The organism is Bacteroides sp. 44_46, assembly GCF_001915465.1.
In the GTDB taxonomy this organism is placed as follows: Bacteria; Bacteroidota; Bacteroidia; order Bacteroidales; family Bacteroidaceae; genus Bacteroides; species Bacteroides clarus.
In genome coordinates this window covers 83,281-96,613 of the sequence record NZ_MNQO01000020.1, presented here as the reverse complement: position 1 = coordinate 96,613, position 13,333 = coordinate 83,281, and the positions used below count along the sequence as shown (strand labels likewise).

The 13,333-nt window shown below is 50.3% G+C and carries 10 protein-coding genes; 7 read left to right on the top strand and 3 right to left on the bottom strand.

Annotation, left to right across the window (positions count from 1 at the left end):
- Window positions 1-97 precede the first annotated feature (97 nt).
- The 3 genes from BHV73_RS12900 to BHV73_RS12890 all read right to left on the bottom strand — a co-directional run bounded on the left by BHV73_RS12900 (window position 98) and on the right by BHV73_RS12890 (window position 5,390).
- Window positions 98-2,845 carry a hybrid sensor histidine kinase/response regulator gene (locus BHV73_RS12900; protein WP_255379879.1) on the bottom strand — a complete coding sequence of 916 codons (2,748 nt, stop codon included), beginning with the start codon at window positions 2,843-2,845 and terminating at the stop codon, window positions 98-100.
- 12 nt (window positions 2,846-2,857) lie between these two features.
- Window positions 2,858-4,048 carry a glycosyltransferase family 2 protein gene (locus BHV73_RS12895; protein ID WP_087411832.1) on the bottom strand — a complete coding sequence of 397 codons (1,191 nt, stop codon included), beginning with the start codon at window positions 4,046-4,048 and terminating at the stop codon, window positions 2,858-2,860.
- A gap of 139 nt (window positions 4,049-4,187) precedes the next feature.
- A complete protein-coding gene (locus tag BHV73_RS12890) occupies window positions 4,188-5,390 on the bottom strand; it encodes a BamA/TamA family outer membrane protein (protein ID WP_039950396.1) in 1,203 nt (400 codons plus the stop codon).
- Between the two features lie 206 nt (window positions 5,391-5,596).
- On the opposite strand from BHV73_RS12890, the gene BHV73_RS12885 reads away from it, so the two are divergent.
- The 7 genes from BHV73_RS12885 (at window position 5,597) to nqrF (ending at window position 13,278) form a co-directional block, all read left to right on the top strand.
- Complete coding sequence (locus BHV73_RS12885) at window positions 5,597-7,015, top strand: C1 family peptidase (RefSeq protein ID WP_087411833.1); 1,419 nt, start codon at window positions 5,597-5,599, stop codon at window positions 7,013-7,015.
- Between the two features lie 250 nt (window positions 7,016-7,265).
- On the top strand, window positions 7,266-8,615 hold the full coding sequence (locus BHV73_RS12880) for a Na(+)-translocating NADH-quinone reductase subunit A (RefSeq protein ID WP_087411834.1): 1,350 nt from the start codon (window positions 7,266-7,268) through the stop codon (window positions 8,613-8,615).
- 122 nt (window positions 8,616-8,737) lie between these two features.
- Window positions 8,738-9,910: an NADH:ubiquinone reductase (Na(+)-transporting) subunit B gene (locus BHV73_RS12875; protein WP_004290754.1), complete on the top strand. Its 1,173-nt coding sequence runs from the start codon at window positions 8,738-8,740 to the stop codon at window positions 9,908-9,910.
- A gap of 16 nt (window positions 9,911-9,926) precedes the next feature.
- Entirely contained in the window at window positions 9,927-10,616 is a 690-nt protein-coding gene (locus BHV73_RS12870; protein ID WP_087411835.1) for a Na(+)-translocating NADH-quinone reductase subunit C, read from the top strand.
- Between the two features lie 4 nt (window positions 10,617-10,620).
- The gene (locus BHV73_RS12865) at window positions 10,621-11,256 is read left to right on the top strand and encodes an NADH:ubiquinone reductase (Na(+)-transporting) subunit D (protein WP_004294324.1); all 636 of its coding nucleotides are present in this window, start codon (window positions 10,621-10,623) and stop codon (window positions 11,254-11,256) included.
- 103 nt (window positions 11,257-11,359) lie between these two features.
- On the top strand, window positions 11,360-11,986 hold the full coding sequence (nqrE, locus tag BHV73_RS12860) for an NADH:ubiquinone reductase (Na(+)-transporting) subunit E (protein ID WP_009121207.1): 627 nt from the start codon (window positions 11,360-11,362) through the stop codon (window positions 11,984-11,986).
- Window positions 11,987-12,003: 17 nt separating this feature from the next.
- Entirely contained in the window at window positions 12,004-13,278 is a 1,275-nt protein-coding gene (nqrF, locus tag BHV73_RS12855; RefSeq protein WP_039950388.1) for an NADH:ubiquinone reductase (Na(+)-transporting) subunit F, read from the top strand.
- The last annotated feature ends 55 nt before the right edge of the window (window positions 13,279-13,333 follow it).

Sequence of the window (13,333 nt, the reverse complement as noted above, 5' to 3'; positions counted from 1 at the left end):
TCTTCTCTTCACATCGATAAAGAGAGGGGATTCTTCGTCGCTACGCTCCTCTGAATGACAGGATGTAAGCCTTATCCGGGCGTTGGCGTATGCTTTCCTACTTTAAATATTTCTTTATCATTTCTTTCAGAACTTCTTGCGTATAGGGCTTTGTCAGGAAGTCATTGCATCCCGCGTCAATCGCGGCCTGTTTGTCGTGCTCGTAGGCATAGGCGGTGAGGGCGATGATGGGTGTCTTTGGCGAAAGCTCACGAATGATTTTCGTTGCGTCCAATCCGCCGAGATTGGGCATTTTCATATCCATCAGAATCAATTCAGGATGCAGTTCCTCGAACATGGTTACGGCTTCCATACCGTCTTTGGCGCGTTCCAGGCGGTATAGCTTTCCTAAAATGGCTTTGACGAGGACGTAGTTGCTGTCCGTATCTTCGGCTATCAGTATGGTGGGGGCTTTAGAGGCTTCGGGCTCTTGAGGTTCTTGAAGCTCTTGCGGCTCTTCACGGGAGTCGGAAACCGTATCGCTCTTTTCTGTATTGCCGGATGCGTTCAAGTTTGTTCCGGACGTCTTGTTTTGTTCGCCTGCCGTTTCTTTTTGTCCGTCTGCCGTTCCTTTTTGTCCGTCTGTCGTTTCTTTTTGTTTGGCTGCCGCTTCTTTTTTATTCTCCGACAGAGGCAGGGTAAAGAGGAAAGTCGTCCCTTTTCCCATTTCCGAGCTGACGGATATGGTGCCGCCCAACCGTTCGATAATGGTTTTGCAGATGGACAATCCCAGTCCCGTACCTTGCGCAAAATTATTCACCTTCACAAAGCGTTCGAAGACCTTTGACAGTTTGTCGGCTTCGATGCCGATGCCGGTGTCGCTGACGTGGAACTCTATTTCGTTTCCTTTGCGGCGGTATCCGTAACTGACGCTGCCGTTTGTGGTAAATTTGAAGGCATTGCCGATAAGGTTGGACACCACCTGGAAAATACGGTTCTTGTCTCCCTCGATGACAATATCCTCGTCCGAAGCCTCGTAGACCAATTCTACTCCCATCGGACAACGGAATTTCAGCGCGTTGTATATCTCGTTGCAGAGCAGATGTAGACGCATCGGAGCAATGGTGAACTCTACCATGCCGGCCTCAATCTTGGAGAGGTCCAGAATTTCGTTTATCAGTTGCAGGAGCCTTTCGTTGTTGGCTTCCACGATGTCGTAGTAGTTTTTGCGTTCTTCGGCATCGGTACTTTCGGCGATGATTCTGGAGAAACCTACGATGGCATTGAGCGGGGTGCGTATCTCGTGGCTCATGTTGGCAAGGAAAGCCGACTTCAATTGGTCGGAAGTCTCCGCTTTCTCTTTGGCCACGAGCAGTTCCCGCTTCATCCGTTCCATTTCGGTGATGTCCCATTCGATGCTCAGCAGGATAGGGGGGAAGTCGTCGCTTTCGATGCGTATCTTCCGTTTGTCCAGAAAGATGGACTTGCCGTTTTGGTCGTGTTCCTCGGTAATCCAGTGTTTCTCTACTCCGGTTCGGGCTATTTCGATGTCCTGCGTTCTCTTTTCCTGTGCGACGTCGAAGGGGTAGAAGTCGAAGTCGTCCTTGCCCAGCGCTTCTTTCAGAGGAATGTTGCGGTTGTACGATTCGCGGTTGCGGTACAGGTATTTAAAGCCGCTTCGGATGTCTTTTACCACGATGCCGGCGGGAAGATTCTCGATGGTCTTGTCCAGAATCTGACTGAACCGCTTGATTTGCTGCTCATTCTTGATGCGCTGGGTGATGTCCCGGCCGAAACCCCAGAGAATGGCTTCGCCTTTGTCGCTCGTCACCCAATAGGCGCTTCCTTCCATGGCCAGTACTTCGGGATGGTCGGGCAGGGGATTGTAGAGGACGAAACCGCTGCGTTTTTCTCCCTTTTTGAGGGAGTGGAGCAGTCCCTGCCAGAAGTTTCCGCCCGGCGTATTCATGTCTATCCGGTAGATGTTCAGTTCGCTGATGTCGTCCGCCACGCCGATGTTGTGATGCTCCCGGAAGCGGCGGTTGGCAAAGACGAGCGTACCGTCCTCGTGGGCGGCGAAGATGTCTTCGGTGGAGTTGTTGATGGCGTGTGTCAGCAGGTTGATGTCGTTGCGCCGCTGCTGGATGTCGGTGATGTTTTGTATGTACCCTTCCAGAAGGATGTTTCCGTCGGGTTGTTTCTCGTATGAGAAGGTTTTCAGGCGGATATAGAACACCCGCTTCCGGAAATGGATGCGATAGTCTATGCTGGCTTCCATATCTCCTTGCAGGTTCTGTATCAGCCATTTGCCGAATACTTCCCTGTCTTCGGGCAGTATGTGCGTCTTGTAGTCTTCGAGCAGGATTTCCTGCTCCTCTTCGGTACACATCACGCCGGAGTGTCCGGTGTAGCAGAAGGATTTCTTGCCGGAGTCGTATTGCCATCTGCCGATGAGGGCGGCTTTCTGTATTTCGTTGAGTTCGCGATTCGTCTTTTCCAGTTTCAGTTTGCGCTGGCTTCGCTCGGTGATGTCACGGTATTGGCAGAGCACCATATCTTCGTAGGGGCGCATGATGCACTTGAAGAAGTAGGTGGTGTCGCCGATGGCCAGCTCGTAGTTCCGGCTGGAGACTTCCCTGCGCGTAAGTACTTTCTTGAACTCGGGGTATACCTGCCGGTAGGTGACTGGGGGAAGCAACCGGAGTATGTTCTTGCCCAGCAACCGGTCTTCTTTCAGGAACCACATGTCTACGTTGTACACTGCGATATCCACGCAGATGCCGTTCCTGTCCAATAAAATCATGGTGTCCGAGGTCAGTTTCAGCAGCTCTTCGGCCTTCTCTGCGTTTTTCAGGATGTTTTTCATATTTCTCTTGTTTTATGCCCTTCGTGCTTTTTCCCATGCACCGCCGGTTTGCCCCTGTCGTTTGCGCAGATAGTTGAAACCACGGATAACGTTGATGTTCATGAAAAGGAAATAATAAGGAACAAAGAGTATCTTGTTTTTGATGTGTTTCGTTGACAGGTAATAACCCAGGCTCGCCATGAGATAGAACAGCGTTTGCAACAGCCAGATGACGGCATAGAGCAGAGGACGGTCTGTCGTAAAAATAAGAATCGCGTTGAGAGGGAGCAGCAGGAATAACAGGACGGGCGTAAGAGACCACCTCAGTACGCGGTGGGATATGTATTGAAAACTGAATACGCCGTAGCGGAACGGGTTGAGCAACGCACGCAGACGCCGGACGGACTGCAGGCCGCCGGCAGCGATGCGCACTTTGCGCTTTTCTTCTTCGTGCATGTCTGCCGAACCGTTTTCCACGGCGTAGGCGTCGGCGCAATAGGCAATGGTATATCCATGCATCACGATGCGCAGGGAGAGGATGAAATCGTCCAGTAATGTGTCCGCAGGCATCTCCTCGAACAGCTCGCGACGGATGGCAAACAGCTCTCCGGCTGCTCCTACGGCCGAGTAGAGGCGGGAGTCGAGCTTCTTGAGGGCGGATTCGTATTTCCAGTAAAGACCTTCGCCGCCGGATGCGGCATTGTCTTCGGCCTGTACGGCGATGCGCTTTTCTCCGGCTACGCAGCCCGTTTCGGGATTGGCGAATGCGTGTACAATCTTACGCAGCGCTTCACGGTTGAGGTGCGTATTGGCGTCGGTGAATACGACAATCGGCGTGGTGACGAAGTGAATGCCACGGTTCAGAGCGGCGGTCTTGCCCTGTCTTTGGGGCTGATGAAGCACGGTGGCCTGAGGCCAGCGCGAAAGACGCTCGTTGGTACGGTCGTTGCTGCCGTCCGTAACCCAAAGGATGTGCAGCTTGTCTGCCGGATAGTCCAGCGCAAGGCAGTTGCGCATCTTATCGTCTATGACATCTTCTTCGTTGTAGGCGGCGATGAACAGGGTCAGTTCGGGAAGCCGGCTGTCTGCCGGCAGGGGCGGGATGACTGTTTTGCGAAAACATTCCTTTAGTCTGACCAGAACGTAAAGGAGCATTCCATAACCTATATATGTATAGAATACAATGAATAAACTTATCCAAAAGATAATTTCGCAAGTCTTCATCTGTATCAGATTCTTATATTTCTATTTCGGGAGCTTGGGGATTAACGCCCAAAATTATGGATAATCTTTTGGCGGTGCAAGGAAAAGGGAGAATTTATTAGTGGTTAGCGATTTAGGGCGGATGATTGGCATTTAGTGTTTAAAACGCTTCTGTCATGTTGAAGTAGAACAGCGTTTGTTTGTTTACCGTATTCTTGCCTAAGTCCAGACGAACGTTCATACGGGGCTGAACTTCGATGCGCAGACCTACGCCGTAGTTGGGCAGTACGCCTTCTATCTTGCCCATGGTAGGACCCATGAAGCCGCATCCCGTCCAGGCTACGAAGCCGATGTGGTGCAGCAGGCGTTTCATCCAGTTGCCGCGGTCGGTGTTTATCATCTGGCGGTATTCGGCCATGACGACGTGCGAGGATTTGTCACGATATTGTCCCATGTAGTAGCCGCGCAGGTCGAAAGGGGTACCGGTCAGCGAATACTGGGTGAGGGGGACGTTGCCGAATACGTTCTTGCTTTGCGCGGTCCAGGCGAATACCTTGCGGTGGCCTACGGACTTGTATTGGCGGTAGTCCAGTTCCAGACGGTAGAAATTGTTGTCGCTGCCGAACGCCTTGCTGTACATCATGCCCCGGAAGTCCAGATACACGCCCTTGTAGGCATTGGCGGGGATATCGCGGCTGTCGTAGGTCAAGAGGAAGCCGAGGCCGGAGTTGAAGTTCTTGTAACCGTTGGCTGTACCGCCGGCTGCCATGTAGTCGGGCTCTTCGATGAGATGTTTGGCGGGGTCGGTTATCTTGTCGTAGTTGATGTCTACCTGCGGACCGGCGAAGACGTTGCTTTCTCCCAGACGGAATAGGAACCACGGGTTGATTTGTATGCCGCTGTAACGGTATTTGCTGGTACTGTCGCTGCGGACATAATTCTTGTTGGTACTGTAACCGATGCCGTAGAAGTTGTCTTCCGTATTCTTGTAGACGAACTTTCCGAAGATACGGAAACGGTCGCCTTTAAAGAAAAGCTGCGGCTTTACCATCAGATTGACGCCGCCTTTAAACATATAGGCTATGGACATGGGCAGCACCGAACGCAACTGTGTGGTATCGCTGGGGTTCATGCGGAAAGTCATCAGCGCGCTTCCGCCTACCAGCGCGCCGAAATCGGGCGTATAGCTGGGACCGCCTAATATGTTATAATGGAAATTTCTGCGAGCCACCCTTTGTTTGCGCAATTCCTTTTTGGTCAGTGCGGGAGTAGTGTCGTTGGTAGCTGTAACGGTCTGCTCTTGTGCTGAAACAGTCGTCAGTATCAATATCAGAGTAAATATACCCAGTATGTATCTTTTCATATCGTACGAATGTGGCTGCAAAGAAAACTATTTTATTTGAATTGGTTTTGAGCGGAATAGATAATAAATCTAAAGAGGGCACTAAAATTATCAAAAAAGACATTACATTTGCTTTCCATTCCATGGTGAGGCAGTTTTTTCGGCCTGTCTTCATTATCGGATAACCTGCATGACAACTATTTGAAATAAACAAACATATATCTGAAATGAACAAACGTATTTTATCCGTAATTGTTTTCAGCGCCGCGCTGCTGTCGGTGCAGGCGCAGGACGGCAAGGGCGGGATAAGCCCCGCCATGCTCGGCCGGATTCAACAGAGTTATCGAGGCACGCCTTCCGATAAGGCGCTGCGTAATGCCATTGGCAATAATGACATCCGCAAACTGGCGCTCAACCAGGAGAATATGCAGGACATGGACACCCATTTCTCCATCAAGGTGGACTCCAAAGGCATTACCGATCAAAAGTCTTCCGGCCGTTGCTGGCTCTTTACAGGGCTGAACGTAATGCGTGCCAAGACTCTTGCACGCTATGGCTTTCAGTCGTTTGAGTTCTCGGAGATATATCCTTTCTTCTGGGACCAGTTGGAGAAGTCCAATCTGTTTCTGCAAGGCATCATTGACACCGCCAAAAGTCCGTTGGAAGACCCGACCGTGGAATGGCTTCTGAAACATCCGTTGAGCGACGGCGGTACATTCACCGGAGTGGCGGACATCGTTTCCAAGTATGGCCTTGTGCCCAAGAGCGCCATGCCGGAAACAAACAGCAGCGAGAATACCGCCCGTATGGCCGCTCTCATCTCTTTAAAACTGAAGGAATATGCCCTTCAACTCCGTGACCTTGCCGCCAAAGGCGCTACGCCTGCCGCCCTGGAGAAAGAGAAAACCGCCATGCTCGGTACCGTCTACCGTATGCTGGTGCTGAACTTGGGTGTTCCGCCTACGGAATTCGACTACGTGCGTACCGATGCCAAAGGCAACCCGGTAGAAACGGAACATCACACCCCGATGTCTTTCCTTGAGAAATACGGTGACAAACAATTGCTCACCGACTACGTAATGCTGATGAACGACCCCAGCCGGGAGTATTACAAATGTTATGAAATAGACTACGACCGCCACCGCTACGACGGCAGGAACTGGACTTACGTCAACCTGCCCGTAGAGGACATCAAGCAAATGGCTGTCGCCTCGCTGAAAGACAGTACCATGATGTATTTCTCCTGCGATGTCGGTAAGTTCCTGAATTCGGAACGTGGCTTGCTCGATGTGAAAAACTATGACTACGAGTCGCTCATGGGCACTACCTTCGGAATGAATAAGAAACAACGCATCCAAACCTTCTCCAGCGGCTCTTCCCATGCCATGACGCTCATGGCGGTAGACTTGGACAAAAACGGAAAACCCGTCAAGTGGATGGTTGAAAACAGTTGGGGCGCTGACAGCGGCTACAAAGGCCATCTCATCATGACGGACGACTGGTTCGACGAATATATGTTCCGTCTGGTCGTAGAAACCAAATACGTCCCCGCCAAGATAATGGAGCTCTTCAAACAGAAACCCGTCCGCCTGCCTGCATGGGACCCTATGTTCGCCGAAGAGAAAGAAATAGGGGTTAGTGATTAGTGGTTAGTGATTAGTGATTAGCGATTAGTGATGAGTGATTAGGGGGTAGTAATGGGGGATGGGTACCCTGCGGAGTTATAGCGCAGCCCACTAATCACTCATCACTAACCGCTCATCACTATTCTCGTGTTCGTTAACGAAAGGAATTACGGAAATTTCTCCGTAATTCCTTTCTTTTTTGCTCTTTATTCACATTCTTTTTTGCTACTTTTGCGGGCAAATTAATGAAACCATTATTTTATATAAACGCATGGCAAATGTAATTAAGTTACGCAAAGGCCTTGACATTAACCTGAAAGGTAAAGCTGCCGAAGAGTTCATGTCTGTGAAAGAGCCGGGATTCTACTCGTTGGTTCCCGATGATTTTACAGGTATCACTCCGAAAGTGGTGGTGAAAGAGCAGGAGTATGTAATGGCCGGGGGACCCTTGTTTATCGACAAGAATCATCCTGAATTGAAATTTGTTTCGCCCGTAAGCGGCGTAGTGACGAGCGTGGAACGCGGTGCACGTCGTAAGGTGCTGAACATCGTGGTAGAGGCTGCCGCCGAGCAGGACTACGAGGAATTCGGCAAGATGGATCCGTCCAAGATGAGCGCACAGGAAGTAAAGGACGCATTACTGCAAGCCGGTATGTTCGCTTTCATCCGCCAACGTCCGTACGATGTAATCGCCGACCCGACGGTAGCTCCGAAAGCTATCTTCATTTCAGCTTTCGACAGCAATCCGCTGGCTCCCGACTTCGAATTCGTTTTGAAAGGCGAAGAAGCAAACTTCCAGAAAGGACTTGACGCTTTGTCCCGAATGGCAAAGACGTATCTGAACATCAGTGTAAAACAAAAAGCCGCCGCGCTCGTGCAGGCAAAGAACGTTACCGTTACCGCATTCGACGGACCCAATCCGGCAGGTAACGTAGGTGTGCAAATCAACCACATCTCGCCCGTAGTGAAGGGTGAGACGGTATGGACTATCGGAGCGGAAGCCGTACTCTTTATCGGCCGTTTGATGAACACCGGTCGCGTAGACCTTACCCGCACCGTAGCCGTAACAGGCAGTGAAGTGCTGAAACCCGCTTACTGCAAGCTGCAGGTGGGAGCATTGCTAACCAACGTCTTCAAGGGCAACGTAACCACCGATAAAGACCTGCGCTACATCAGCGGTAATGTGCTGACGGGCAAGAAGGTTTCTCCCAACGGCTTCCTCGGCGCTTTCGACAGCCAGTTGACCGTAATTCCCGAAGGAGATGAAATCCACGAAATGCTGGGTTGGATTATGCCGCGTTTCAATCAGTTCAGTGTCAACCGCTCTTATTTCAGCTGGTTGATGGGCAAGAAAGAATATGTAATTGACGCCCGTATCAAGGGTGGTGAACGCCATATGATTATGTCGGGCGAATACGACCGCGTGTTCCCCATGGACATCTTCCCCGAATATCTGTTGAAGGCCATCATTGCAGGAGACATCGACCGCATGGAAGCTCTGGGCATCTACGAAGTAGCTCCCGAAGACTTCGCGCTCTGCGAATTCGTATGCTCTTCCAAAGTAGAGGTTCAACGTATCGTTCGTGCCGGACTTGACATGCTTCGTGCCGAAATGGCGTAATTGAATTAAGAATTAAAAATTAAGAATAAAAAATGATAGTTGAAACATTGCGATATAACCTGCCAAGTGTATACGGCGCAGCCTATTTCTCAATTTTCAATTCTCAATTATCAATTTAATAAATGAAAGCGTTAAGAAATTATCTCGACAAGATAAAGCCGAACTTTGAAGAGGGCGGCAAATTCCACGCATTTCGTTCGGTGTTCGACGGCTTCGAGACATTCTTGTTCGTGCCCAACGCCACTGCGAAATCGGGAACGCATATTCACGACTCCATTGACAGCAAACGCATCATGTCGATGGTGGTTATTGCGTTGATACCGGCGCTGTTGTTCGGTATGTATAACGTAGGTTACCAGCATTTCCACGCTACCGGCGCTACCGGCAGCTTTATTGAAATGTTCGCTTACGGTTTCCTGGCAGTATTGCCTAAAATCATTGTGTCTTATGTAGTGGGTCTGGGCATTGAGTTCGTTGTGGCTCAGTGGAAGAAGGAAGAAATTCAGGAAGGTTTCCTGGTTTCGGGTATCTTGATTCCGATGATTGTGCCGGTAGACTGTCCGCTGTGGATTCTGGCGGTAGCCACCGCGTTCTCTGTAATCTTCGCCAAGGAAGTATTCGGCGGTACGGGTATGAACGTGTTCAACGTCGCTCTGATTACACGCGCCTTCCTGTTCTTCGCCTATCCTACGAAGATGTCCGGTGATGCCGTTTGGGTATCGGGTGACAGTATCTTCGGTTTGGGACAGACGGTAGACGGACTCACCGTTGCCACTCCGCTGGGAGCTGCCGCTACTGCGGGGGCTTATCCGGAGTTCTCGTGGGACATGGTGACCGGCCTCATTCCGGGCTCTATCGGCGAAACCAGCGTTATTGCCATCGCCCTCGGCGCTATCCTGCTGTTGTGGACAGGCATCGCAAGCTGGAAAACCATGTTCTCCGTATTTGTGGGCGGTGCATTCATGGGATGGGTGTTCAACACTATCGGTCCGGACACCGCAATGGCTCAGATGCCGTGGTACGAACACCTCGTATTGGGCGGTTTCTGCTTCGGCGCCGTGTTTATGGCTACCGACCCCGTAACTTCGGCCCGTACGGAAACAGGTAAGTATATCTTCGGATTCCTCATCGGTGCGATGGCTATCATTATCCGTGTGCTGAACCCCGGTTATCCCGAAGGCATGATGCTTGCCATCCTGCTGATGAATATCTTCGCTCCGCTGATTGACTACTGTGTGGTACAGGGCAATATCAGCCGTCGCGAGAAACGTGCAACCGCTAAGTCTAACAATTAAAATACCGGAAAAAGAAATGAATACCAATAGTAATAGTTATACTATCATTTATGCTTCGGTAATGGTTGTTATCGTTGCATTCCTGCTGGCATTCGTAAGCTCTTCTCTGCGTGCCACCCAGAACAAGAACGTAGAGCTGGACACGAAGAAGCAGATTCTTGCCGCCCTCAACATCAAGGATGTGAAGGATGCCGACGCAGAATATAATAAGTACATCAAAGGCGATATGCTGATGAACGAGGACGGTACGCTGACCGAGAACACCGACGCATTTGCCACCGCTTACGAAAAGGAAGCCAAGGAAAACCACCGTCTGCACGTATTCGTTGCTGAAGTGGACGGAGAGACCAAATATGTATTCCCTGTTTACGGCGCAGGTCTTTGGGGCGCTATCTGGGGCTATGTCGCTCTGAACAGCGACAAGGACACCGTTTACGGCGTTTACTTCTCTCATGCCAGCGAAACTCCGGGTCTGGGTGCTGAAATCGCGACCGCTCAGTTCCAGGCAGAGTTCAACGGCAAGAAGACACTGGAGAACGGCGAAATCGCCCTCGGCGTTGTGAAGAACGGAAAAGTAGAGAAACCTGACTATCAGGTGGACGGTATCTCAGGCGGTACTATCACCTCCGTAGGTGTGGATGCCATGCTGAAAACCTGTCTGAACAGCTACAAGAACTTTTTAACTAATAATAATGAGGAGAAATAAGAATATGGGAGCATTGTTTTCAAAAAAGAATAAAGAAGTATTCTCTACTCCGCTCGGACTGAACAACCCCGTTACCGTACAGGTGCTGGGTATCTGCTCTGCCTTGGCCGTTACCGCCAAGCTGGAACCGGCTATCGTGATGGGACTTTCCGTAACGGTGATTACGGCATTCTCCAACGTAGTGATTTCATTGCTGCGCAAGACTATTCCCAACCGCATCCGTATCATCGTTCAGTTGGTAGTAGTTGCGGCGTTGGTAACTATTGTAAGTGAGATTCTAAAGGCTTTTGCCTACGATGTAAGCGTACAGCTTTCCGTATACGTAGGTCTGATTATCACAAACTGTATCCTCATGGGACGTTTGGAAGCGTTTGCCATGCAGAACGGTCCGTGGGAGTCCTTCCTCGACGGTGTGGGCAACGGTTTGGGATATGCCAAGATTCTGGTTATCGTGGCTTTCTTCCGCGAGTTGCTGGGTTCGGGTACGTTGCTCGGGTTCAACATCCTTAACTACGAGCCTTTGCAGAAGATAGGTTATGTGAACAACGGCTTGATGCTGATGCCGCCTATGGCGCTGATTCTCTGCGCCTGCATCATCTGGTATCAACGTGCACGTCATAAAGAATTGCAGGAAAAGTAATATAAATGAAGAATGATGAATGAAGAGTGAAGAACGGGGCGGTGCTGTGGCGCTGTTATGTAGATTCTTGATTCTTAATTCTTAGTTCTTAATTAAAGGAATTATGGAACATTTATTAAGTTTATTCGTCCGCTCCATTTTTGTGGACAATATGATATTTGCGTTCTTCCTCGGTATGTGCTCTTATCTGGCCGTATCAAAGAATGTAAAGACTGCCGTAGGACTGGGTATCGCCGTAACCTTTGTGTTGGTGGTGACGCTTCCGGTCAACTATTTGTTGCAAACTAAGGTGCTGGCTGCCAATGCAATCGTTGAAGGCGTTGACCTCAGCTTCCTGAGTTTTATTCTTTTCATTGCCGTTATCGCCGGTATCGTTCAGTTGGTGGAAATGGTCGTGGAGCGTTTCAGCCCCTCGCTGTATGCTTCACTGGGTATCTTCCTGCCGCTGATTGCCGTAAACTGCGCCATTATGGGTGCGTCGCTCTTCATGCAGCAACGTATCAACGTGGGCGAGAGCGATCCGAAATACATCGGTGACGTTTGGGATTCCATCTCTTACGCATTGGGTTCGGGTATCGGCTGGTTGCTGGCTATTGTCGGTCTGGCCGCCATCCGCGAGAAAATGGCCTACTCTGACGTGCCTGCTCCGCTGAAAGGCTTGGGCATCACTTTCATCACAGTAGGTTTGATGGCAATGGCATTCATGTGTTTCTCTGGTTTGAACATCTAAAAGAAAGGAATAAGACAATGGATATGAATTTAATATTAGCGAGCATTGGAGTATTCCTTGTGGTTATTCTGTTGCTTGTGGTTATTCTGTTGGTAGCCAAGCAATTCTTGCTGCCGTCAGGTAATGTAAAACTGACTATCAACGGCGACAAGGAGCTGGAAGTGGCTTCCGGTTCGACGTTGCTGAATACGCTGTCTGTAAACGGCGTGTTCCTTTCCTCTGCTTGCGGTGGTAAGGGTTCATGCGGACAGTGCAAATGCCAGGTTGTAGAAGGCGGAGGTGAGATTCTGCCTTCCGAAATACCTCACTTCAGCCGTAAGCAAGTCCAGGACCACTGGCGTCTGGGTTGCCAGGTAAAGGTGAAAGGCGACATGGGAATTAAAATCGACGAGTCCGTACTCGGCGTAAAAGAGTGGGAGTGCGAGGTTATCTCCAACAAGAACGTGGCTACGTTCATCAAGGAGTTTATCGTTGCGTTGCCTAAGGGCGAACACATGGACTTCATCCCCGGTTCTTATGCGCAGATTAAGATTCCTAAATTCTCTATGGATTATGACAAGGACATCGACAAGTCTCTTATCGGTGAAGAGTATCTGCCTGCATGGGAGAAATTCGGTCTGCTGGGCTTGAAGTGCCGTAACGACGAAGAGACCATCCGTGCCTACTCCATGGCGAACTACCCCGCAGAGGGCGACCGCATCATGCTGACGGTACGTATCGCTACTCCGCCGTTCAAGCCGAAAGACCAGGGTCCGGGCTTTATGGATGTAATGCCGGGTATCGCTTCATCTTATATCTTCACCTTGAAACCGGGTGACAAGGTAATCATGAGCGGTCCTTACGGAGACTTCCACCCGATTTTCGATTCCAAGAAGGAAATGATGTGGATTGGCGGTGGTGCCGGTATGGCTCCGTTGCGTGCGCAGATTATGCACCTCACGAAGACATTGCATACCACGGACCGCGTGATGAACTATTTCTACGGTGCACGTGCGCTGAACGAGGTGTTCTACCTGGAAGACTTCCTGCAGATAGAAAAGGATTTCCCCAACTTCAAGTTCCACCTTGCACTGGACCGTCCCGACCCGGCAGCCGATGCAGCGGGCGTGAAGTACACTCCGGGCTTCGTACACAACGTAATCTACGAGACTTACTTGAAAGACCACGAAGCTCCCGAAGATATCGAATACTACATGTGCGGTCCCGGCCCGATGTCCAAAGCCGTTGAGAAGATGCTCGACGACCTCGGCGTTCCGGCTCAGAACTTGATGTTCGATAACTTCGGCGGATAAGACGATACGTTGTTAAGACACATACAGGTAAAATATTGAAGAAACTCCGGCAGGG

Excerpts from the sequence above, each read along its gene's own strand:
- BHV73_RS12900 (WP_255379879.1), bottom strand. The coding sequence starts at position 2,845 with ATGAAAAACATCCTGAAAAACGCAGAGAAGGCCGAAGAGCTGCTGAAA.
- BHV73_RS12895 (WP_087411832.1), bottom strand. The coding sequence starts at position 4,048 with ATGAAGACTTGCGAAATTATCTTTTGGATAAGTTTATTCATTGTATTC.
- BHV73_RS12890 (WP_039950396.1), bottom strand. The coding sequence starts at position 5,390 with ATGAAAAGATACATACTGGGTATATTTACTCTGATATTGATACTGACG.
- BHV73_RS12885 (WP_087411833.1), top strand. The coding sequence starts at position 5,597 with ATGAACAAACGTATTTTATCCGTAATTGTTTTCAGCGCCGCGCTGCTG.
- BHV73_RS12880 (WP_087411834.1), top strand. The coding sequence starts at position 7,266 with ATGGCAAATGTAATTAAGTTACGCAAAGGCCTTGACATTAACCTGAAA.
- BHV73_RS12875 (WP_004290754.1), top strand. The coding sequence starts at position 8,738 with ATGAAAGCGTTAAGAAATTATCTCGACAAGATAAAGCCGAACTTTGAA.
- BHV73_RS12870 (WP_087411835.1), top strand. The coding sequence starts at position 9,927 with ATGAATACCAATAGTAATAGTTATACTATCATTTATGCTTCGGTAATG.
- BHV73_RS12865 (WP_004294324.1), top strand. The coding sequence starts at position 10,621 with ATGGGAGCATTGTTTTCAAAAAAGAATAAAGAAGTATTCTCTACTCCG.
- nqrE (WP_009121207.1), top strand. The coding sequence starts at position 11,360 with ATGGAACATTTATTAAGTTTATTCGTCCGCTCCATTTTTGTGGACAAT.
- nqrF (WP_039950388.1), top strand. The coding sequence starts at position 12,004 with ATGGATATGAATTTAATATTAGCGAGCATTGGAGTATTCCTTGTGGTT.